The sequence below is a fragment of the Aquimixticola soesokkakensis genome (assembly GCF_900172375.1).
GTDB lineage: Bacteria > Pseudomonadota > Alphaproteobacteria > Rhodobacterales > Rhodobacteraceae > Aquimixticola > Aquimixticola soesokkakensis.
The window spans coordinates 55908-77705 of record NZ_FWFS01000007.1; the positions used below are offsets into that span (position 1 = coordinate 55908).

The window sequence follows — 21798 nt, forward strand, 5'->3', positions numbered from 1 at the left end:
TCAGCGTCCCAGATAGACTTCGATGACTTGCGGATTGGCGGTAACATGGTCCAGTGACCCTTCGGCCAGAACCGACCCCTCGTGCAACACGGTAACCTTGCACTCAAGACGGCGCACGAATTCCATGTCATGCTCGACGACCACGACCGCGCGGGTCTTGGCGGTGCGTTTGAGAATGTCGGTCGTGTGTTCACGCTCGGCCAGAGTCATGCCCGCCGCCGGTTCATCAACCAGCAGCAAGCGCGGGTCCTGCGCCAGCAACATGCCGATTTCGAGCCACTGTTTTTGCCCGTGGCTCAGTTCGCCCGATTTGCGTTTGAGCTGGTCGGAGAGGCCGATTTCCGAGGCCAGTTCCTCGACCTTGGCGATGTCTTTGAACTTGGGTTTGAAAAACAGCACCGACCAGGGCGCGCGGGTGTTTTTGACGGCCATCATCAGGTTGTCAAAGACGCTTTGGTCCTCGAACACGGTGGGGCGCTGGAATTTGCGGCCCACGCCGATGCGCGCGATTTTTGCCTCGTTCATGCCGATCAGGTTGCGCGACATCTCGCCCCAAAGCACCGTTCCGGCGTTGGGTTTGGTCTTGCCGGTCACGATATCCATGAAGGTGGTCTTGCCCGCGCCGTTGGGCCCGATGATGGCACGCATTTCGGCCTCACCGATGGAAAACGACAGGTTGTTGATCGCCTTGAACCCGTCAAAAGAAACGGAGACGCCGGACACTTCCAGAAGCTGGCTCATTTTTCGGCCTCCTCTTCGCGCAACGACCCTTGATCGGGGCCAAGCGGCGCGCCGTGACGGTTGGGAGCAAGTTTACCCGCGATCAGGTCCACCAGACCGCCGATGCCCTGCGGGGCAAACAGCGTGACCAGCACAAAGGACAGGCCCAGGAGGACCAGCCACCAATCCACCCAGTCCACGGTGTAGAACCCAAGCGGGATGGACGGCACCTGACCGCCCGTGAACCAGGTGGAGACGAGGCTGACAAAGGCCGCGCCAAGCACGGCGCCGTAAAGCCGTCCGCGCCCGCCGATGGCGACCCAGACCGCGAGGTAGATCGAGGCAATCGGCGCCATTTCTCCGGGGTTGATGATACCCGCCTGCGGATAATAGAGCGCGCCGGCGATGCCTGCGATCACGGCGGTGAGGACAAAGACGAAGAGTTTATAGCCCTCGACCGAATAGCCCATGAAGCGCACGCGCTGCTCGTCGTCGCGGATGCCGCGAATGACCGAGCCGAATTTGCCCGACACCACCCAGGCACAGAGCAGATAGCCCAACGCCAGCGCCAGCGCCGAGGCCCAGAAGAACCAGATCGAGATCAGCGATTGGGGCACTGCGTCGAGGTGAGGCAGGTTTTGCAGGCCCGACAGGCCGTTGTTGCCGCGCAACCCGCTTTCGTTCTGGTAGAGGTAGAGCGAGAGGGCCAGCGTCATCGCTTGGGTCAGGATCGACAGGTAGACGCCCGTGACGCGGCTGCGAAACGCGAGCCAGCCAAACACCAGCGCCAAAAGGCCCGGCACCAGCACGACAAGGATCAGTTGCAGCGGCAGGCTATGGGCAAAGGCCCAGACAGCGGGGAATTGGTTCGATCCGACGACGCCGAAAATCTGCCCGCCGATGGCGTCGCGGATTTCGGTCGGGGTGGGGGGCAGGGCCGCGTTCATCAAGGAACCCATGACGATGTCGCGGGTGCGCTCGTACATCAGCCACATGCCGATCATGTAGCCGCCAAGGCCGAAAAAGGCGAAATGCCCGAGCGACAGGATGCCGATGTAGCCCCAGACCAGATCCATCGCGAGAGCGATCAGGCACAGGCACAGGGTCTTGCCGAGGGTTTTCACGAAAGACGTGGAAATAAAGCCCATTCCGGTGGCCTCGGAGCCGACGGTCACAAAGAGCGTGAACAGCGCCAGCAGGCCGATAAAGATGAGGATCGAGGGGTTCTTGGCAAAGAAAGTATTTTGCATGTTAGTCTCCCGCCGCGCGGCCCTTGAGGGCGATGATGCCTCTGGGACGGAACTGGATGAAAATGATGATGAAAATGATCATGTAGGTCTGGGCGGCGAGCGTATTGGCCGGATTGAACCACTCGATTCCCTTTTGCAAAAAGCCGATCATGGTCGCGCCCAAAAGCGTGCCCCAGATGTTGCCAACCCCGCCCACGACCACGGTCATGAAGGACTGGACGATGTAATCCGCCCCAAGCTCGGAAGTTACCTTGGCATAAAGCCCGATGGCGACACCGGCGATACCGGCAATGCCCGAGCCAAGGCCAAAGGTCAGCATGTTCACGCGGTCGGGGTTGATCCCCATGGAGGCGGCCATGCGCGGGTTTTGCGTCACCGCGCGGGTTTCCAGACCCAGTCGGGTTTTCTTCATGATGAACAGGAAAATCCCAAGGAAAATCAACGCCAGCACGAAGATCGCGATGCGGATGTAGGAAATCCCCACCACATCGTTGAGCTGGAACGACCCATCCAGCCAGGAGGGCGAGGTAAGAGGGCGCGCCTGGGTGCCAAAGATGTTCTTGGCAAGTTGTTGCAGGGCAATCGACACCCCGAAGGTCGAAAGCAGCGTTTCGAGCGGGCGGTTGTAGAGCCAGCGGATGATCAGCCGCTCCATCGCCACGCCGGCCGCGAAGGTCACGGCAAAGGCGGCCGGAATCGCAACGATCAGCGACAGGGTGTAGTCGGGAATGATCTGTTGGACCACGTAGCCCGTGTAGGCGCCCATCATGATGAATTCGCCATGGGCCATGTTGATCACCCCCATCACGCCAAAGGTGATGGCAAGGCCGATGGCGGCAAGGAAATAGATCGAGGCCAGCGACAGCCCGTCCAGCGACAGATCGAGGAACTGGTTAAAGCCCACTTTCGTACCGATCCCTGTCAACGCGTCGCTGGCCGCATCCGTGACCAGCGCAGAGGGTTCTGCGAAGGTCTCGTAAAAGGTAAAGCCGTCCAGAATGGTGTCGATTTCATCCGGCGTTGCGGCCAGCGGCACTGTGCCCTCGGCGGCCAAGGCCGCATAGGCGCGCGCGCGGGTCTCATCACTGTCGAGATCGGCAACGGCGATGCCGCCGACCTGACCATCAACGATATTGGCCTCAAGCGCGGCGCGGTTGTCCGCCACCGTAAGGAGCGGCGGCGCAAGGTCGTTGTCGACCAGCAAGGCGTAGGCCTCAAGGCGCGGCAGGGCGTCCGAACCGACTTTGAGCGTGCGCGCGACATTTCCGCCCTCGGGCAGGGTTGTGCCGACGCGCAGGGTGGTGGCGACCAGCGGGTTCAACGCGGCGCGCGCATCGACCCCCAGATCGCCGTTGAAATAGCCAATCGCCTCGACGCGCTCTGCGTCACTCTCGCCAAATCGCACGGTTAACAGGCGTTCCAGCCGCTCGGCGCGGGCGCGATTGGCCGCATCCATGTCTTTGTCCAGAACGCTGCGCAGCGGGGCCAGATGCGAGGCGTCGCCGTCGCGTTCGATGCCCGCTAAAGCCGCGCCGCGCACGGCCGGATCGTCGGAATTGAGCTGGAAGGACACCAGAGCCGCCCCCATCAATCCGCGAATGCCGGAGTTGGGCTTGAGCTGGGTGAAGTCATCCTCGGGCATGTCCCCAAGGGGCTCGCCGGTCGAAAAATCAAAAATCCGCAGCGTGTCGCGGTCCACTTCCTCTGCGTAGAAAAACAAACCGTCGCTGTCGCGCTGCCACATCTCGCGCGCTTGCCATTTTTCCAGCACGCTTTGCGCTTGGGGCAGGCCGGAGGTGGCAAGGGCATCGATTGCGGGCTGGATGGTACGCCGCGACGCGGCCTCGATGAGGTCGCGGTTGGCTTGCAACAGGGACTGGATGGGCGAAAGCGCGGGCATCGCCGCACTGGCTGTCGCACCGGGTGCCTCACCGGGTGCCTCACTGGCCTGAGGTGGTGTCTCTGTTTGCGTGGGCGCGCCATCTTGCGCCAGCGCCGCTGTGCCATGGGCAAGGGCAAGGGCGCACAAAAGCGCGGCAAGCCGTCCGGAAGTCTTGAAAATCATGGGGTCGCCTGACTGAGGAGGAGGGGGCGAAACGGGAGCCCGCAAAGAGGCTCCCGTCAGGATCATGCAAAGGCCGATCAGTAGTTCGATTTGACCTGAACGCAGGTCTCGGTTTCGGTGTTGTACATCCCGCAGTCGAGTTCGCTCCAGTCGGAGGTCAGCACTGCAGATTCCGGCAGGAAGTCGGTCCAGGCATCGCCGGGAACCGGATCGGTCTGGCTGATGATGTCGAACTGGCCATCCTCAAGGATCTCGCCGATCAGAACCGGCTTGGTGAGGTGGTGGTTGGGCAGCATTTCCGCCGTGGAGCCGGTGAGGTTGGGGAAAGTCTGGCCGACCATCGCATCGACAACGGCGTCCACATCGGTGGTGCCGGCGGCTTCAACGGCCTGAACCCACATGTTGAAGCCGATGTAGGTGGCTTCCATGGGATCGTTGGTCACGCGGGTGTCGTCGCCGGTGAACGCATGCCACGCCTCGATGAAGGTCTCGTTTTCGGGGGTGTCAGCGGATTCAAAGTAGTTCCACGCTGCGAGGTGACCGACAAGGTTGGAGGTGTCGAGACCCGACAGTTCTTCCTCGCCCACCGAGAAGGCGACGACGGGGATGTCATCGGCCGAAATGCCCTGCGCGGCGAGTTCTTTGTAAAAGCCGATGTTCGCATCGCCGTTGATGGTCGAAATCACGCCGACCTTTTTGCCGTCCGCGCCCAGTGCCACAACGTCGGAAACGATTTTCGACCAGTCGGAATGGCCAAAGGGGGTGTAGTTCACGAAAATATCGTCGTCCGCGATGCCCTTGTCGCCCAGGTAGGCCTCAAGAATGTTGTTCGTGGTACGCGGGTAGACATAGTCGGTGCCCAGCAGCGCGAATTTCTCGACGCCCAGTTCTTCGAGGAAATAGTCGGTGGCGGGGATTGCTTGCTGGTTCGGGGCCGCGCCGGTGTAGAACACGTTTTTGGACGATTCCTCGCCCTCGTATTGCACGGGGTAGAACAGCAGGCCGTTGAGCTCTTCGATCACGGGCAGTACCGATTTGCGCGACACGGAGGTCCAGCAGCCGAACATCACGTCAACGCCTTCGACGGTGATCAGCTCGCGGGCTTTTTCAGCAAACAGCGGCCAGTCGGACGCGGGGTCCACGACCACGGGCACCAGCATTTCGCCGTTGATGCCGCCCTTTTTGTTCTGCTCTTCGATGAGCATCAAAACGGTGTCTTTCAACGTGGTTTCGGAGATGGCCATCGTGCCGGAGAGCGAGTGCAAGACGCCGACTTTGATGTCGGCATGTGCTGCGGTCGTGGCGGCCAGAACGCTCAGGCTGGCGGTCGCGAGAAGCTTTTTCATGGTAGATGTCCCAGTTTATTTTTCCCTGTTGGACGTGGCGCGGCGTCGAGCCTGTGCCTCGGTCCGTGGATGACCCTGCGGGAGGTCACGGGGTTTTGTCTTGTCGAAAATTTTGGCACAGCCACTGGGCCGACCGGAGGCGCGCGGGGGCGGGTTCGGGCCTGAGGCCCCGGCACGCCCGTGATTCCCTGTGGGGGGTGCGGGGCGCTTTTGCCGTGCGCGGAGATGAGTAAAGCGCATAAAAGATTGTAGTTTTTTTCAGGACCGGCCCTGCGCAGATGCACGTCGCGGGGCAGGGCTTGGTGCGGCTCGCTCGGAACCGGCGCTCTGTTAAGACGGTGTAAAGGGGGCATTGATGCGGCGATGAATAAATGCGCCGATGGTCAATAATTGTGCAAAATGCCTGATTTCTGCGCGTGCAGGAATCGGTGCGCCTCTTGTTGGCGGGGTCTTGGCCAACGCCTTGGCGGCTGCGGACAGGCGCACCGCAGGCTGCGCCGCGCGGGGGCACGCGGCGGGGTTTTCAGGGCTAGTTCAGGAAATATTGCGCGAAAATCGGCGCGCTCGCCCCGCCGATCACGCGCGCATTGCCGCCGACGCTGCCCTGTTCGATGCGCGGCGGGATCAGCCCGCGTGTATCGAGCGACGCGAAGCTGTCGCGCACCACCTCGACCAGCCGCGCGCGCACATCCGTTGGAAAAGCGCCGTCGATGACGATGGCCTCGAAGTCGATGACGGCGCAGACGGAAATCGATGCGCGGGCAATTTCGCGCCCCGTCCGTTCGATCCATGCTGCGACAAAAGGTTCGATGGTGGTCCAGTCCTGCGGTTGCTGCCACAGGATGCTGGGGTCTTTCCCCGCCATCACCAGATCGGCTTCCAGAAGGTAGATCGACGCGGTGTCGATCAGTTGGCGCGGATTGCCTGCGGCGTCTGCGGTGCGCAGCGACCCGAAGGCGCCGGCGTTGCGCTGATGGCCCTCCAGAACCGAGTTGTCGAGCACCACACCGCCCCCGATAAACGAGCCCAGAAAGAAATAGGCATAGTCGCGAAAGGCGCGGCCCCGGCCAAAGGCATGTTCGGCCCGACAGGCGGCAGTTGCGTCATTTTCGATGTAGACGGGCAGGTCGGAAAACTCCGCGATCCGCGCGACGATATCCACATCGCGCCATGTCACCGATTCTTCGGGCGGCGCGCCGAGGGCTTCGGTCCAGTTCCAGATCTCGAAGGGCGCCGCAAGGCCGATGCCCGTGATGCGGTTGCGATGGTCGGCGGGCAGGCCAAGGGTCAGCTTGGTGATTCCCTCGCGCAGATAGCCCAGAATGAGGTCGGGCATCGGGTAGCGGTAGGTGAGCTGGCTTTGCCCGTGAATTGCGCCGTGCAAGTCCATGATGACCAGATCGGCAGAGCGGCGCCCGACCTTCATTCCGATGGAATACGCGCCCGAAGCGGCCAGTTTCATCGGGATGGACGGCTTGCCCACTTTGCCGCGAACCGGTTCGCCACGTTCAAGAAACCCGTCGGTTTCCAGTTTGCGCAGGATGACCGAAACGGTCTGGGGAGACAGGTTGGACAGGCGTGCAAGATCGCTGCCGGGCATGGCGCCATGGCGTTGCAGCAACGTCATGATCAGCCGTTCGTTATGGTCACGTACCCCGCGCTGGTTCACGCCAGCGCTGATGGCGGTGATCTGGTCTCCGTCCATATTCTGTCTCCTCCTGATCACATCTAGCCTCCGGTTTAATTAATAAATCAAGTAGATTTATTTATTGACGTGTTGCGGTGAATCGGGTTTCTTGTGGGCAATCCTGATGGCCCGAGTGGCACAGGACATGAAGGGGCCAAGGGGAGTTGGCACCCAATTTCTGGGAGGAATACCATGAAAAAACTTCTGGCCGGTACGGCCCTCGCATTTGCATCCATGTCCGGCGCATCCTTTGCTGCTGACACCACTGCGTGCCTCATCACCAAAACCGACACCAACCCCTTCTTCGTGAAAATGAAAGAAGGCGCCTCGGCAGCGGCGGCTGAAAACGGTATTGATCTCAACACTTTCGCCGGCAAAATCGACGGCGACGTGGAAACTCAAATCGCCGCCGTTGAATCCTGCATCGCTGCGGGCGCGAAAGGCATTCTGATCACCCCCTCCGACAGCCGCGCTTTGGCTCCCGTTGTGGGTCAGGCCCGCGACGCAGGTCTGCTTGTGATTGCCCTCGACACCCCCTTTGAGCCTGCCGAGACGGCAGATGCAACCTTTGCCACCGACAACTTCCTTGCCGGTGAGCTGATCGGCCAGTGGGCCGCGGCCACGATGGGCGACACGTCGGAGGCGAAAATCGCGCTGCTCGACCTCAACCCCTCGCAAATCTCCGTGGATTACCTGCGCGACAACGGCTTCTTGCAGGGCTTTGGCGTCGACATCAAAGACCCCACCAAAATGGGTGACGAAGATGACGCACGCATCGTTGGCAACGACGTGACCAACGGCAACGAAGAGGGCGGGCGCACCGCCATGGAAAACCTGCTGCAAAAAGACAGCGGTGTGAACGTGGTCTACACCATCAACGAACCTGCCGCTGCGGGTGCCTATGAGGCCCTGAAATCGGTCGGTCTTGAAGATCAGGCGCTGATCGTCTCCGTCGATGGCGGCTGCCCGGGCGTGCAGAACGTCGCGGACGGCGTGATCGGCGCAACCTCCATGCAGTTCCCGCTGCTGATGGCCTCCAAGGGCATCGAAGCGATCAAAGCCTATGCGGAAACCGGCGAAAAGCCGCAAAACACCGACGGCCTTGATTTCGTGAACACCGGCGTCGAGCTGGTGACAGATGCGCCCGTCGAGGGCATCCCCTCGATCACCTCCGAGGAAGCGCTCGGCAAGTGCTGGGGCTAATTCCCGCCTAACCGTTTGAGGGGAGGCGGCTCTGTCCGCCTCTCTTCTTTATTTCAGACACGAGCATGGGGGGCCTCATGAGCGATACAACCCAACCGACCCGCAAGGGTCAGGAATTTGAACAAACACTGGACGCCTCCGACAAAACCGTCGCCTCTTTCGAACACGAAAGTCGCGGGTTCGTCGACCGTCTTCAGCACGCGCTGCACAGCAATCCCACGCTTGTGCCCGTGATCGTGCTGATCGGGGCCGTTGCCGTGTTCGGTCTGATTGCGGGGGGCAAGTTTTTCTCCGCCTTCAACCTGTCTTTGATCATCCAGCAGGTGTCGATCATCGGCATTCTGGCAGCGGCGCAATCGCTGATCGTTCTGACCGCAGGCATCGACCTGTCCGTCGCCGCGATCATGGTGCTGATGGCCGTCATCGCGGGCAATCTGTCGGTCTACATGGGTGTGCCGCCCGTGCTTGGCTTGCTGGCCTCATTCGTTGGCGGTACGGCGGCGGGCCTGATGAACGGCCTTCTGGTCACGCGCGTGAAATTGCCGCCCTTCATCACGACGCTGGGCACATGGTCGATCTTTTACGCGCTGAACCTCTGGCTGTCGGGCGCGCAATCCATCCGCTCGCAAGACATTGACGCCAATGCCTCGATCCTGAAATTCTTTGGCAATAACATCGCCTTGGGCGGCGCGCGCATCACCTACGGCTCGATCCTGATGGTCGCTGTTTTTGCGGTGCTATGGTATATGCTGAACAAAACCGCCTGGGGCCGCCACGTCTATGCTATCGGCGACGACAAGGACTCGGCAGAACTTGCCGGTATCCGCACCGACCGCACGTTGCTTTCCGTCTACGCGCTGTCCGGTTTTGTCTGTGCGATTGCCGCCTGGGCCTCGATCGGCCGCGTGGGCTCGATCTCGCCGCAAGCCTTCTACGAGGGCAACCTGCAGTCGATCACCGCAGTGGTTATCGGGGGCATCTCGCTCTTTGGCGGGCGCGGCTCGATCATGGGCGCTCTGTTTGGCGCGCTGATCGTGGGGGTCTTCCAGTCCGGTCTGCGCCTCGCCGGGGTGGACGTGCTCTGGCAGGTCTTTGCCATCGGCTGGCTCATCATCTTCGCAGTTGCCATCGACCAATGGATTAGAAAGGTTTCGGCATGACACAACCCGTAATCAAAGCCCGTGGTCTGGTAAAACGCTACGGCAAAGTGACGGCCCTTGATCACTGTGACTTCGACCTCATGCCCGGTGAAATCGTGGCGGTGATCGGTGACAACGGGGCAGGCAAGTCCTCCCTGATCAAGGCGATCAGCGGCGCGGTTTCGATCGACGCGGGCACCATCGAGTTGGAAGGCAAGCCGATCAGCTTTTCCTCCCCGCTTGAGGCCCAGGATGCGGGCATTGCGACCGTCTACCAGACGCTTGCGCTGTCGCCTGCCTTGTCGATCGTGGACAACATGTTCATGGGGCGCGAAATCCGCAAAGAAGGGATCGCAGGGTCGGTCTTTCGGGCACTTGATCACGCCAAAATGCGCGAGATTGCCCGCGAAAAGCTGTCCGAACTTGGCCTGATGACCATCCAGAACATCGACCAGCCGGTCGAAACCCTTTCGGGGGGGCAGCGTCAGGGTGTCGCCGTTGCGCGCGCTGCGGCCTTCGGGTCCAAGGTCATCATCCTCGACGAGCCGACAGCGGCGCTTGGGGTGAAGGAAAGCCGGCGCGTGCTGGAACTCATTCTGGATGTGCGCTCGCGCGGCATTCCGATCATCCTGATCTCGCACAACATGCCCCATGTCTTTGAGGTGGCGGATAAAATCCACATCCATCGTCTGGGCAAGCGTCTGTGCGTGATCGATCCCAAAGAGTATTCCATGTCCGATGCGGTGGCCTTTATGACCGGCGCGAAACTTCCCGAGGGGGCAGTTGAAGCGGCATGATCGACAGTCTCGTTGCGCGGATCGCTGCCCTTCCTCCCCGCTTTTCGGGCAGCGGTCTGCGCGCGGGACCCTCTGAAATGATCCGGTATCGCATCGCGATTGCCGGAGCGCCGGCCAGCGGGAAATCCACGCTGGCCGACGTGCTGTGTGAACGCCTGAACGCGCAGGGGCGGCGTGCCAAAGTCGTGCCGATGGACGGTTTTCACCTCGACAATGCCCTCCTTGAGGCCCGCGGGCTTTTGGCGCGCAAGGGCGCCCCCGAAACCTTTGATGCGGGCGGGTTTGCCCGACTGGTGCGCGCCATTGGCACCGACCCGGAGGTCTTTATCCCGCTGTTTGACCGCGCGCGCGACCTGTCGCTGAACGGGGCGGATGTGATCAGCGCCGATACGGAAATCGCGATTTTCGAGGGCAATTACCTGTTGTTTGACGACGAGAACTGGCGCGAACTGGCGTCGCTATGGGACTTGTCGATCTGCCTTGATGTGCCTGAACGCGTGCTGCGCGCGCGGCTGGTGCAACGCTGGCTGGATCACGGGCTTTCGGCGGAGGCGGCGCTGCAACGGGCCGAATCCAACGACTTGCCCAATGCCGCACGGGTGCGCGCCGCTCCTTTGGAAGCCGATATCACCCTGCGCATGCCCGTTTGATCGCCCCTCGCCAAGCCTGTAAAAATCGGGCAAGTTGCGGCGCAGGCAAAAAACGGGACCCAAAATGAAAGAGCTGACCCTTCGCCAGATCGAAGTGCTGCGCGCCGTGATGCTGGCGGGCACGATCAAAGGTGCAGCCGACCTGCTCAACGTGTCCTCCCCCGGCATTTCGCGTCTTATCCGCCACCTCGAAGACAGCCTTGGCCTGCGTCTGTTCGAGCGCAAAGCGGGTCTGTTCGTTCCCGCCGAGGAAGCGCGTGCGATTTTCGAAATGGTGCATCAGGTTTACCGACAGGTCGAAAACCTCAACGAAAGCGTCGCTGCCCTGCGCAAAGGCGAGGACGTCGGCGTTGCCTTTGCCTGCGCGCCCTCGATTGCGCAATTCATTGCCGCGCGCTCGATCCGTGGTATCCGCACCCGCTTTCCCGACCTGGCGATCGACCTCAACATCCTCAAGATCGAGGAGATGGTAGACTATCTGTTGCTTGAAAAGGGCGAGTTCGTGGTCATGTCGTCGCTCACCAATAACGCCGCCCTCGAGAGTGCCGAATTGGCCGTCGGGCGCGTTGTGGCGATCATGCCTGACGATCACCCGCTGGCCGCGCAGCCCGTGGTGTCGGTGCAGGATTTGGTGAATTATCCCATCGTCGGCGTCGATCCCAAAGACCCCTATGGCCGCATTCTGGCGGCGCCTTTCACCAACGCGGGCCTTGATGTGCCCTATTCGATGCGTGGCCGCTTTGCCCAATCCGTGGTCAGCCTTGTGCGTCACGGGTTGGGGGTGGCCTTGATCGACGAATTTTCCGTCGCCGAAGTCTATATGCCCGGCGTTGCGCGCCGCGCCTTGGTCGAAGGGGGCGAGATCACCGCCTATGTGGTGACGAAAAAGGGGCGGCAGATGTCGTCCTTTGCGGAATTCGCCATCGAACAGTTCCGCCGCGAACTGACCAAAGCCACCGAGCGCACGGCATGGGACGATGCCCCGACCAGCAGGTCCAAATCGGGGGGGCAGATCGAGTCCTCGTCTTAACGTCATGTTATCTGGGGTGGTGAAGATGTATTTGCCGTTAACCCAAAGCCTGCGCTATTCTGTCACAATCGCTCTGACCCCCAAAAAAAGAGACGTGCCATGACCCGCCCTGCGCCATCTTCGCTGATCAAAACCTCGCCGTTGAAAACCTCGATTGCCACCGTCTCCATTTCGGGCAACCTGCGCGAAAAGCTGGAAGCGATTGCAGCCGCAGGTTTTGACGGGATCGAGATTTTCGAACAGGATTTCGTCGCAGACATTGGCAGCCCGCGCGAGATTGGCAATATGATCCGCGACCACGGGCTCGAGATCACCCTGTTCCAGCCGTTTCGCGATTTCGAAGGTCTGACCGGCGATCTGCGCCAGCGTGCCTTTGATCGCGCCGCGCGCAAATTCGACGTGATGGACCAGCTTGGCACCGATACGATCCTGTTCTGCTCGACGCTGCACCCCAAGGCTCTGGGCGGCATCGACCGCGCTGCCGACGATTACCGCGAACTTGGCGAGATGGCCGCACCGCGCGGCATCAAGGTCGCCTATGAGGCGCTGGCCTGGGGGAAATATGTCTGGGATCACCGTGATGCCTGGGAAACCGTGCGCCGCGCCGATCACCCCAATATCGGCCTGTGTCTCGACAGTTTCCACTCGCTCTCGCGCGGCATCGACAGCAATTCGATCCACGCCATTCCGGGGGACAAGATCTTCTTTCTCCAGCTCGCCGATGCGCCGCTGATCGAAATGGATTACCTCTATTGGTCGCGCCATTTCCGCTCCATGCCCGGCGAGGGCGACCTGCCGGTGGTGGATTTCATGCGCGCTGTGGCCGCGACGGGCTACTCCGGCCCGATGAGCCTTGAGATTTTCAACGACCAGTTTCGGGGCGGCAGTCCGCGCGGCTTGGCGCGCGATGGGTATCGCTCGCTTATCAACCTGACGGATCAGGTGCAGCGCGCCGAACCGACCACCGTTCTGGGTCAGCCCGCGCTGCCCGCCCCCACCAAAATCGACGGTGTCGAATTTATCGAATTCGCCAGCCACGGCGCGGAGGCTGACAAGCTTGCGACCACCCTGACGCAACTGGGGTTTTCCCACGCCGGACAGCATAAATCCAAACGGGTGGCATTGTGGCGGCAAGGGGCGATCAACATCGTGATCAACACCGAGGAAGCGGGCTTTGCCCATGCGTCCTACGCCACGCATGGCACCGGCGTTTGTGATATCGGCCTGCGGGTGGATAACGCCGCCGCTACGGTCACCCGCGCGCAGGCCTTGGGGGCTGTTCCCTTTGCGCAGGAGGTCGGGCCGGGGGAATTGGTGATCCCCGCAATCCGCTCCGTCGGCAGTTCGGTGATGCATTTTCTGGATGAAACCAGCGGTTTGGACCGTGTGTGGGATGTGGAATTCGACCATCTCGACACCGACACCACCGGCGCAGGCCTGACGCGTGTCGATCACGTTGCCGAAACCATGAGCTACGATGAAATGCTCAGCTGGTCGCTGTTTTACACCTCGTTGTTTGAGATGGGCAAAAGTCCGATGGTCGATGTGATCGACCCTGACGGGCTGGTGCGCAGTCAGGCGGTCGAAACCCCCGATGGTGCGCTGCGCCTCACGCTGAACGGGGCTGAAACCCACCGTACCTTTGCGGGGCATTTTCTGGCCGATAGCTTTGGTTCTTCGGTCCAGCATATCGCCTTCGAGACCGGTGATATTTTCGCGACGATGGAGGGGATCGTGGCGCGCGGGTTCAAACCGCTCGATATGCCGCAAAACTACTACGACGATCTTGCGGCGCGCTTTGGTCTTGCGCCCGAATTGATCGAAAAAATGCAGGCGCTCGATATCCTGTATGACGAGGATGCGCAGGGGCAGTTTTTCCAGGTTTACAGCCGCCCGCAGGCCGGTGGTCTTTTTTTTGAAATTATCCAGCGTTGCGCAGGGTACAATGGCTACGGCGCGCCCAACGCGCCCTTCCGGATCGCCAGCCAGAAGCGCCACATGCGCGCCAAGGGCATGCCGTCACGCTGATTTACCAGAGCCGGAACATAAAAAAGGGCCGCCACCAGCCAATGCTGGGGCGGCCCTTTTGATGGCGAAATCTGGCCTTAGCGGGTGCCGCGCACAACGCTGCTGATCGCCCCGCGGCTCAGGCCGATGTCGTTCAATTCGTGATCGGACATCGCGTTGAGCATGCGGATGGTTTTTTCGGCTTGGAGCGCACGGATGGCTTTTTGTGCCACGCGCTTGAGGCCGGCAAAAGCGCTGTTTGCAACAGGGGTGGAAACGGCGGAGGAGGTGAGGGTCGCCATGGTTAGGATGCCTTTGTTCATTTTGCGCTGATTGCGCGGTCAATCGTGTTCTGAATCCGCACATAAGTTAGGCGGTTTAAGAACGCCAATGCCAAAAGAACATGCCCGCCATGCTGGTTTTGCAAGGCGGGCAGGCAGGGGCGTGGTTTGCGAAAAACCGAATGGATTCGAAAGGGTTAGCCGTCCTGTCGCGAAGTCTCTTGGACCTGCGCGCGCCCGCTGCGGGCGTTGATCCAGCAAATGACCGCCGTCAAAACCAGTCCGGCGGCCTCGACGATGAGGCTGGCAGCACTGCCCACAGGCCAAACCAGAGCCAGAGTCGTCAGCGCTGCGGCGCAAAACAGCCCGATGCGATGCGCCCAGCTGAGGTGGCGCACGAACCAGCCTGTCATCGCCGTCCCCGCAGCAAAGACGCCGGTAAAGGCCGCAACCGTTGCAAGCGTGATTGTCAGCGGCGTGCCGATCAGCAGCAATTGCGGCGCATAGACAAAGAGGAAGGGGGCGACCACCTTCACAAACCCGAGCCGCATTGCCTCAACGGCTGTTTCATTCGGCTCGGCCCCCGCGATGGAGGCCCCCGCATAGGCCGCAAGGGCGACAGGGGGCGTGATGGCCGACAGCAACCCGTAGTAAAAGATGAACATATGCGCCGCGATGACCGGCAGCCCGAAGCTTTCCAGCGCGGGGGCGATGAGGATCGCAAGCAGGAGATAGGCGGCGGAGGTCGGCATCCCGAGCCCCAAGACGAAGCTTGCAACCATCGTGAGGATCAGCACCAAAAACAGGTTGTCGCCGCCAAAGTCGAGGATCAACGAGCTGAGTTTAAGCGCCATGCCCGTGAGCGTCAGAACCCCGATCAACATGCCCGCGACGGCCACGGCGGCGACCACGGGCAAGACGTTTTTCACCGTGTTCATCATCACTTCGAGGATGGCAACGGGGCCGATGCGGGTTGCTTTGGTGGCGGTGGCGACGATTAGCGTGGCAATCAGGCACAGCACAGCCGCCGCAGCGGGCGTGTAGCCGATGGCGAGAAAGACGATCAACGCCAGAAGCGGCAGCAACAGATGGCCGCGTTTGAACAGCACTTCGCGCAGCTTGGGGATCTCGCCATCATCACCGCGCCCGAGGTCGTATTTTCCCGCCTCTTCGCGCACGCCGACCAACAGGGCAAACACATAGAGCAGGGCAGGGATCAGCGCCGCCGCCGCAATCGTGGCATAGGGCGTCTGCGTCAGCTCGGCCATCAAGAAGGCCGCAGCTCCCATCACGGGCGGCATGATCTGCCCCGCCGACGAGGCCGCCGCTTCAATCGCGCCCGCCACTTTGGGGCGATAGCCTGTGCGCTTCATCAGCGGGATGGTGAAGGTGCCCGTGGTCACAACGCCGGCCACCGCAGAGCCGTTGATCGAGGAAAACATGGTCGAGGAAATCACCGCCGTCAGGGCCGGACCGCCCTGAATGCGACCGGTCAGGGAATGGGCGAGGTCGACAAAGACCTGCCCCAGTCCCGTGCGCAACAACAGCGTTCCAAGCAGGGAAAACAGCACGATATACTGCGCCGCCACCCCCATCGGCAGGCCAAACAGGCCCTCGGTGCGCAAGAACAGGTTCGAGGTGACGCGCCCCAGCGAATAGCCCGCATGGCCGTAGGTTCCCGGGATCAGATCCCCGAAAAACGCATAGGCAAGCGCAAGGATGCCAAGGCCCACCATGACCCAGCCGATCAGGTAGCGCACCAGAACCAGCGTCGCGAGCGCCGACACGATGAACAGCGCCATATCTGTCTCGTTGGCGATTCCGCCCGAGCGGATGATGTTCATGTAGTTGGTCCAAAGGTAAGGACCGGGGATCAGCACAGCGAGCGCCAGCAGGTACAGCGCGCCGCGCCACAAGACGCTGGTGCGTTTCGTGGCGACCGCAACAAGCCCCGCCGAAACCAGCAAGGAAAAGAAGGTCGAGCGCAGGATCAGCGCGGTGACATTGCCATACCACGCCGAGTTGATGACAAGGGCGGTGGCAAGAAACGACAGCAGCGCCAAGGCCAGCGTCGCAGCGCGATGTTCGGCGCGCGACAGGGTGCCTTGCGGCAGGATGGTCCAGAATTCGCTCATGGGAATGCTCCGCAAAAGGCAACAGACCGGCGCGTGAACGCCGGCCTGCTTATAGGGGGGGAAGCCGACTTACTGTTCGTCGAAGTAGCGCTGCGCGCCTTCGTGCAGGGCAATCGGTGTCGCCGTCGCCCCCGCAAGGGTCATGCTTTTGGCGGCGGGGTGAACCGCGCCGAGGGCCTCGAGGTTGTCAAACAGCGTCTTGGTGATGCTGTAGACCAGTTCGGGGTCGGCATCTGCGGCTGTAAACAGGATCGCCGGATCGCCCAAAGCGCCGATGGTGTCATCGTTGCCTGCATAGACCCCTGCGGGAATTTCGTTGAATTCATAAAACGGGTAGTCGGCAATCACTGCGTCGGCCTGCGCGCGCGTGACCGGCACCAGCTTGACGTCTTTGGTGGTGCTTAGTTCGATCAGCGCTGCGGCAGGCACCCCCGCCAGCACAAAGGTGCCGTCCAATTGGCCGTTCTGGATCGCGCCCGTGGCTTCGCCATAGGACAGGAACGAGATTCTGCCCAGGTTGAACGCATCCACCGAGGTCAGCAACCGCTCGGAAATCACCGAGGCGTTCGATCCCGGCGGGCCGACAGACACTTTGAGATCACCGATATCGGCCACATCGTCCAAGGCTTTTGCAGCGGAAACAGCGATTTGCAGCGTGGCAGGATAGAGATAGGCGATGGCGGCAACGTTTTGGGCGTCGCCCTCGAAGGTCCCTGTGCCTTCTTTGCCTTCATAGAGGGTCGAGGCCGAGGAGAACCCCATCGTCATCTCGCCGTTCGACACGCGGCGCACGTTTTCCACCGATGCGCCGGTCACTTCGGCATTGGCGCTGACACCCTCAAGGTTGCGGCTCAGGATATCGGCCATCCCTGCGCCGACCGCGTAGAATACGCCGCCCGTGCCGCCGGTACCGATGGACACGCGATCCTGCGCCATTGCCCCTGTTGCCAGCGTGGACGCAAGAAGCATCGACATGGCACCTGCCATGAGTGTTGATTTGATCATGAAGCCCTCCCAGACTTGCGATAAGCATTCTCTCCGGCACTTAGGGTGGAGTCACCGGGTCATGCCTGCCAATTAGATTTGTCGTGAACTCATAATCTTGCGCTATAGGTGACGATTTGTCACCGGCGCCGGGAGCCATAAAAAACCCTGCGCGCGACGGGGCGTGCAGGGCAGGGATGTCATGTGTAGGTCTTTGACTAGGCGTCTTTATCCGCCAAAAGATCCGCCATCAGCTGTGCCTCGTTCAGGGGGCGGGCAGCGAAGAGTTTCCACGCATGGACACCTTGAAAGAAAAAGAGCTGCCAGCCGGAAATGACTTGCAGGCCCTCGGCCTCGGCGTCTTGCAGGAATTGTGTATCCACAGGGGTATAGACCGCATCAAAGGCCCAATGGGCCCCGCGCATGGCAGCGCGCGGCAAGGGGGTGCCTTCGAGGCCAACCATGCCAACCGGCGTGCAATTGATCAGGCCCTGCGCCTCTTGGGCCGCGGCGCTTGCGTCGTCAAACACCGTAACCTGTACCGCAGGGGCGGCATCGCGCAGATCCTGGGCAAGGCTTTCGGCTTTCTGACGGTCGCGATCCACAAGGTGAAGACGCTCCACCCCCAGCGCGATCAGGCCAAAGGCCACGGCCCGCCCGACGCCGCCCGTGCCGATCATCAGCGTGGGCCCCGGGAGGGCCTCACCGCGCAGGCTTTGGTAGGCGGCGACAAACCCGGAGTAGTCGGTGTTATGGCCTTTCGGGCCATCGGTGTCGAAAATCACCGTGTTCACCGCACCGATGGCGCGCACGAGCGGATCGTCGATCTCGACCAGTCGGGCCGCGCGTTCCTTGTAGGGATAGGTGACATTGATGCCGCGAAAGCCGTGGCGCGCGCAATTGGCAAATGTCGCCTCGAAATCCGTTTTGAGGGTGGCGGGGATCAGGCGGTCATAGACCACGTCCATCCCGTTCTGCGCCCCCGCCAGCCGATGCAACAGCGGCGAGCGAGAGCGGGCGATATTATCGCCGATCAGGCCAAGGTGAAGGTCAGGAGCGGTGTCAGACATGGACGTCACTCCGCCGCTTTGCCACGGCCAAAGACGCGGCGTTTGATCATCGGCCAGAGCGGCGTCTGGTTCACAAAGATGAAGATCACCGCAATGAACAGCACAAGCGACAGCGGGCTGGTGACGATACCCTGCATGAACAGGCCGAAGTCGCCCTTGGCCGAAATGATCGCACGCCGCCAGTTATCATCCAGCAGGCGCGACAGGATCACGCCAAGGATCACAGGGCCAAGCGGATAGCCGTAGTAGCGCATGAAATAGCCAAGAACGCCAAAGCCGAGCATCCAGTAGACATCGGTGATCGAGTTGTTCACCGCATAGGCCCCGACAATGGACAACAGCAGGATCAGCGGGATCAGCACCGCACGCGGCATTTCCACGATCTTGGTAAAGATCTTGATGCCGGTGAGGCCGAAGATCAGCATGAAGAAGTTCGCAACCACCAGCGAGCCAACGATAAACCAGAACATATCGGGTTGGTCGACCATCAGCATCGGGCCGGGGTTGAGGCCATGGATGAACAGCGCGCCGATCATGATCGCGGTCACCGCATCCCCGGGAATGCCCAAGGTCATCATCGGGATGAAGGCCCCGCCAACGGCGGCGTTGTTCGCGGTTTCAGGGGCCACGAGGCCCTCGATGGCGCCATCGCCGAATTCACGCTCGGGATTGCGGGTGACGCGTTTGGCATGGTCATAGGCCATGAGCGCGGCGATATCACCGCCCGTGCCCGGCAAGGCACCGATGATCACCCCGATGGTCGAGGTCTGAAGGCTGAGCGGCAGATGTTTGCGGATGGTGCCAAAGGAGGGCACGATGCGGCTGATTTTCTGTTTCACGGCAACGGTATCGACGTGGTGCAATTGCGCCAGCGCTTCGGACACCCCGAACATCCCGATCATCACGGCGATAAAGGAAATACCCGAGCGCATGACCGGTAGGTCGAAGGTAAAGCGTTCGGTGAAGGTCAGCGGGTCCATGCCCACAGCGCCAAGCGCGATGCCGAATGCACCGGCGAAGATGCCTTTGACAAGGCTGCCGCCCGAGAGGGAGCCGACCAGCAAAATGCCCAGGATCGCCAGCAGCATGTAGTCGCGCGGCTGGAACCCGAGCGCGAAATCCGACACGAAGGGCGCGGCCAGTGCCAGCACGCCGATGCCGATAAATCCGCCAAAGAACGACATGACGGTGGTGACGCCAATGGCCGTGCCCGCCTCGCCGCGTTTGGCCATCGGGTAGCCGTCCATCGCGGTGGCAATCGCCGAGGGCGCGCCGGGAATGTTGAGCAGGATCGCCGTGCGCGAGCCGCCGTAGACGCCGCCCATGTAAATCCCGATCATCAGCGCGATGGCCGGATGGACATCCCACGAAAAGGTAAAGGAGATCAGGATCGACACAGCCATCGTGACCGAGAGGCCGGGAATGGCGCCGACGTAGACGCCCGCCAAGGTACCCAGGCCCACCAGCATCAACAGCTGGGGATGGGTGAAGACCATGAAGAAGGCAGAGAGCATTTCCATCACGATTGGCCCTTCGACAAAAGATTACGGAAGAATTGGATCATTTCGCCCTCGGGGACGATGCCCGCAGGCATCAACACCGTGAACACCACGCGAAACACGAAATAGATGCCGATGAGGCTGGCAAGGGACACCAGGACGGTAAAGCCCCAGCTGCGCTTGGCGAGCAGCTTGATCGCGGCGATCAGGAAAATTGCCGATGTGGGCAAAAAACCGAGCGGCTTGAGGGCAAAACCGTAGGCCAGCAACAAAAGCGCCATCAAAACGACGTTCAGCGGCAGGACTTCGCGCAGGAAGCTGCCCCCCATCGCGGGCAGGCGCAGGGTCTGCGCAGCGGTGATCACCGCCGCCACGAACATCGCAAAGGCGGTGACCATCGGCACGGTGCCCGGCGCAGAGAGGCTTTCAAAGCCGGAAATATCATAGGCGCTCCACATCAGACCAGCGCTCGCAAGCGCGACGAGCAGCGCAAAGACGGCCTCGCCGGGCTTGCGTTTCATCTGTGGGCGGGGAGCGGCAGGGGCGACGGCTGCCACGTCGGGCGCCTCGCTTGCGGTTTGGCTGGCAGTAGGTGTGGAGGTCATGATCTGTCCCTTATGGGCCGGAAAGGGGGTAGAGGGGCCGCCCGCAACGGCAGGCCTGCCTCTGAAACGACAAACGCCGCCCTTCTGTCGAGGAAAAGAGCGGCGCCGGTTCTGGATGTCCGACACGGGTGCGCGTGCCGGACAAAACTGTCGTCAGGGAAAGCGCGAGGGCTTATTCACCCGGACGTGCGATGCCGAACTCTTCGGGCGAGGTCTTGGTCAGACCTGCGTCCTGCATCAGCCAGGCAGTGGTTTCCTGCCATTTGGTCAGGAAGTCGGAGGCCTCATCGCCGGAGATGTTCATCATGGTGAACCCACGACCGTCCATCAGGGCTTTGAAGTCTTCGGCTTCTGCGCCGGTGGCGTAGGCGTCCGACAGCTTGGCAACAACGTCATCCGGCGTGCCCTTTTTGACGAAAACGCCAAAGAACGGACCCCAAGGCAGCAGCGACTCATAGTCGGGCTGGGCGGAAGAGATCGTGGGAACATCCGGCAGCGCCGAGGAGGCGGTGTTGTCAAAGACGGCCAGCGGTTTCATCGTGCCGGCACGGATGCCTTCCACGGCAGCGCCAAGCACGGCGGGCATAACGTCGATTGCGCCACCTTGCAGAGCGGTCAGCGCGGGGCCGTCACCGTCGTAGGGCACAAAGATCACATCGAGGTCACCCTCGACGGATTCGATCATCGCCGTCACGACCGAGGGCAGACCGCCGGGGCCGGTCGAGCCAAAGCGCAGATCGCCCGGATTGTCGGCGATGAACTGCATCATGCCGGCGTAATCGTCGAAGGGGGCATCGGGGCCAGCCACGAGGATCGGCGTGCCGCGCGCCAGAATGTTGATGGGGGTGAAGTCGTTGTAGTCTTTGTCACCAAGGCCCATGACCTTGTAGAGCAGCGGGTTTTCCGCGCCCATCATCAAAGTGTAGCCATCGGCATCGCCGTTTGCGACCTGGTTCAGCGCGATTGCGCCCACGCCGCCGGTGACGTTTTGCATCACGATGGTGCCGCCAAGCGCCTCTTCGGCGTGGGGGGTGACCGAACGCATCACGGTATCGGTCGAACCGCCGGCACCCCATTGGATGATGCCTTGGATTTCTTTGGTGGGGTAATCTTGGGCAACTGCACCGGTGACGCCAAGTGCAAGTGCCGAAACAGCACCGAGAATAAGGTGTTTCATGTCTCTCCTCCCAGAGATTGGATGCGGCGCAGTCCCGATGACTGCGTTCCGTCGTAAAATAGGATTCCCGAAGTCGCGGATAACGTCAAATACATTGCGAGGACACCTGTGAACATGATGTTAATACTTGGCGCGCGGCGGGGTGGGGGCTTA

At 61.3% G+C, this 21798-nt stretch carries 18 protein-coding genes; 6 read left to right on the forward strand and 12 right to left on the reverse strand.

Annotated elements, in window-relative coordinates; genetic code table 11:
• The 5 genes from urtD to AQS8620_RS09875 form a co-directional block, all read right to left on the reverse strand.
• Nucleotides 1-741: an urea ABC transporter ATP-binding protein UrtD gene (urtD, locus tag AQS8620_RS09855; RefSeq protein WP_085836700.1), complete on the reverse strand. Its 741-nt coding sequence runs from the start codon at nt 739-741 to the stop codon at nt 1-3.
• A complete protein-coding gene (gene urtC, locus AQS8620_RS09860) occupies nt 738-1970 on the reverse strand; it encodes an urea ABC transporter permease subunit UrtC (RefSeq protein WP_085836701.1) in 1233 nt (410 codons plus the stop codon). The genes urtD and urtC overlap by 4 nt, the downstream gene beginning before the upstream one ends.
• Nucleotide 1971: 1 nt before the next feature.
• Nucleotides 1972-3870, reverse strand: coding sequence for an urea ABC transporter permease subunit UrtB (gene urtB / locus AQS8620_RS09865; protein ID WP_085836891.1), 1899 nt, complete (start codon nt 3868-3870; stop codon nt 1972-1974).
• Nucleotides 3871-4112: 242 nt separating this feature from the next.
• On the reverse strand, nt 4113-5381 hold the full coding sequence (urtA, locus tag AQS8620_RS09870) for an urea ABC transporter substrate-binding protein (protein WP_085836702.1): 1269 nt from the start codon (nt 5379-5381) through the stop codon (nt 4113-4115).
• A gap of 529 nt (nt 5382-5910) precedes the next feature.
• On the reverse strand, nt 5911-7086 hold the full coding sequence (locus AQS8620_RS09875; protein WP_085836703.1) for an ROK family transcriptional regulator: 1176 nt from the start codon (nt 7084-7086) through the stop codon (nt 5911-5913).
• A gap of 174 nt (nt 7087-7260) precedes the next feature.
• Here AQS8620_RS09875 and AQS8620_RS09880 point away from each other — a divergent pair, with 174 nt between their 5' ends.
• From AQS8620_RS09880 to AQS8620_RS09905, 6 genes are all read left to right on the forward strand, one after another.
• Complete coding sequence (locus AQS8620_RS09880) at nt 7261-8271, forward strand: sugar ABC transporter substrate-binding protein (protein WP_085836704.1); 1011 nt, start codon at nt 7261-7263, stop codon at nt 8269-8271.
• Between the two features lie 77 nt (nt 8272-8348).
• On the forward strand, nt 8349-9431 hold the full coding sequence (locus AQS8620_RS09885; RefSeq protein WP_085836705.1) for an ABC transporter permease: 1083 nt from the start codon (nt 8349-8351) through the stop codon (nt 9429-9431).
• Nucleotides 9428-10207 carry an ATP-binding cassette domain-containing protein gene (locus tag AQS8620_RS09890; RefSeq protein WP_085836706.1) on the forward strand — a complete coding sequence of 260 codons (780 nt, stop codon included), beginning with the start codon at nt 9428-9430 and terminating at the stop codon, nt 10205-10207. Before AQS8620_RS09885 ends, AQS8620_RS09890 begins: the two co-directional genes overlap by 4 nt.
• On the forward strand, nt 10204-10857 hold the full coding sequence (locus tag AQS8620_RS09895; RefSeq protein ID WP_085836707.1) for a nucleoside/nucleotide kinase family protein: 654 nt from the start codon (nt 10204-10206) through the stop codon (nt 10855-10857). The genes AQS8620_RS09890 and AQS8620_RS09895 overlap by 4 nt, the downstream gene beginning before the upstream one ends.
• Nucleotides 10858-10921: 64 nt before the next feature.
• On the forward strand, nt 10922-11887 hold the full coding sequence (locus AQS8620_RS09900; RefSeq protein ID WP_085836708.1) for a LysR family transcriptional regulator: 966 nt from the start codon (nt 10922-10924) through the stop codon (nt 11885-11887).
• 141 nt (nt 11888-12028) lie between these two features.
• Nucleotides 12029-13915 carry a bifunctional sugar phosphate isomerase/epimerase/4-hydroxyphenylpyruvate dioxygenase family protein gene (locus AQS8620_RS09905; protein WP_085836892.1) on the forward strand — a complete coding sequence of 629 codons (1887 nt, stop codon included), beginning with the start codon at nt 12029-12031 and terminating at the stop codon, nt 13913-13915.
• Nucleotides 13916-13992: 77 nt separating this feature from the next.
• On the opposite strand, the gene AQS8620_RS09910 is transcribed toward AQS8620_RS09905, so the two are convergent.
• The 7 genes from AQS8620_RS09910 to AQS8620_RS09940 all read right to left on the reverse strand — a co-directional run bounded on the left by AQS8620_RS09910 (nt 13993) and on the right by AQS8620_RS09940 (nt 21645).
• The gene (locus AQS8620_RS09910; RefSeq protein ID WP_159453228.1) at nt 13993-14196 is read right to left on the reverse strand and encodes a DUF1127 domain-containing protein; all 204 of its coding nucleotides are present in this window, start codon (nt 14194-14196) and stop codon (nt 13993-13995) included.
• 176 nt (nt 14197-14372) lie between these two features.
• Nucleotides 14373-16310, reverse strand: coding sequence for a TRAP transporter permease (locus AQS8620_RS09915; protein WP_085836710.1), 1938 nt, complete (start codon nt 16308-16310; stop codon nt 14373-14375).
• A 69-nt stretch (nt 16311-16379) separates the two neighbouring features.
• Nucleotides 16380-17315 carry a TAXI family TRAP transporter solute-binding subunit gene (locus AQS8620_RS09920; protein ID WP_085836711.1) on the reverse strand — a complete coding sequence of 312 codons (936 nt, stop codon included), beginning with the start codon at nt 17313-17315 and terminating at the stop codon, nt 16380-16382.
• Between the two features lie 197 nt (nt 17316-17512).
• Complete coding sequence (locus AQS8620_RS09925; RefSeq protein WP_085836712.1) at nt 17513-18364, reverse strand: shikimate dehydrogenase family protein; 852 nt, start codon at nt 18362-18364, stop codon at nt 17513-17515.
• Nucleotides 18365-18369: 5 nt separating this feature from the next.
• Nucleotides 18370-19884 carry a tripartite tricarboxylate transporter permease gene (locus AQS8620_RS09930; RefSeq protein WP_085836713.1) on the reverse strand — a complete coding sequence of 505 codons (1515 nt, stop codon included), beginning with the start codon at nt 19882-19884 and terminating at the stop codon, nt 18370-18372.
• Nucleotides 19884-20468 carry a tripartite tricarboxylate transporter TctB family protein gene (locus AQS8620_RS09935; protein ID WP_085836714.1) on the reverse strand — a complete coding sequence of 195 codons (585 nt, stop codon included), beginning with the start codon at nt 20466-20468 and terminating at the stop codon, nt 19884-19886. Before AQS8620_RS09935 ends, AQS8620_RS09930 begins: the two co-directional genes overlap by 1 nt.
• 172 nt (nt 20469-20640) lie before the next feature.
• The gene (locus AQS8620_RS09940; RefSeq protein ID WP_085836715.1) at nt 20641-21645 is read right to left on the reverse strand and encodes a Bug family tripartite tricarboxylate transporter substrate binding protein; all 1005 of its coding nucleotides are present in this window, start codon (nt 21643-21645) and stop codon (nt 20641-20643) included.
• Nucleotides 21646-21798: the final 153 nt, after the last annotated feature.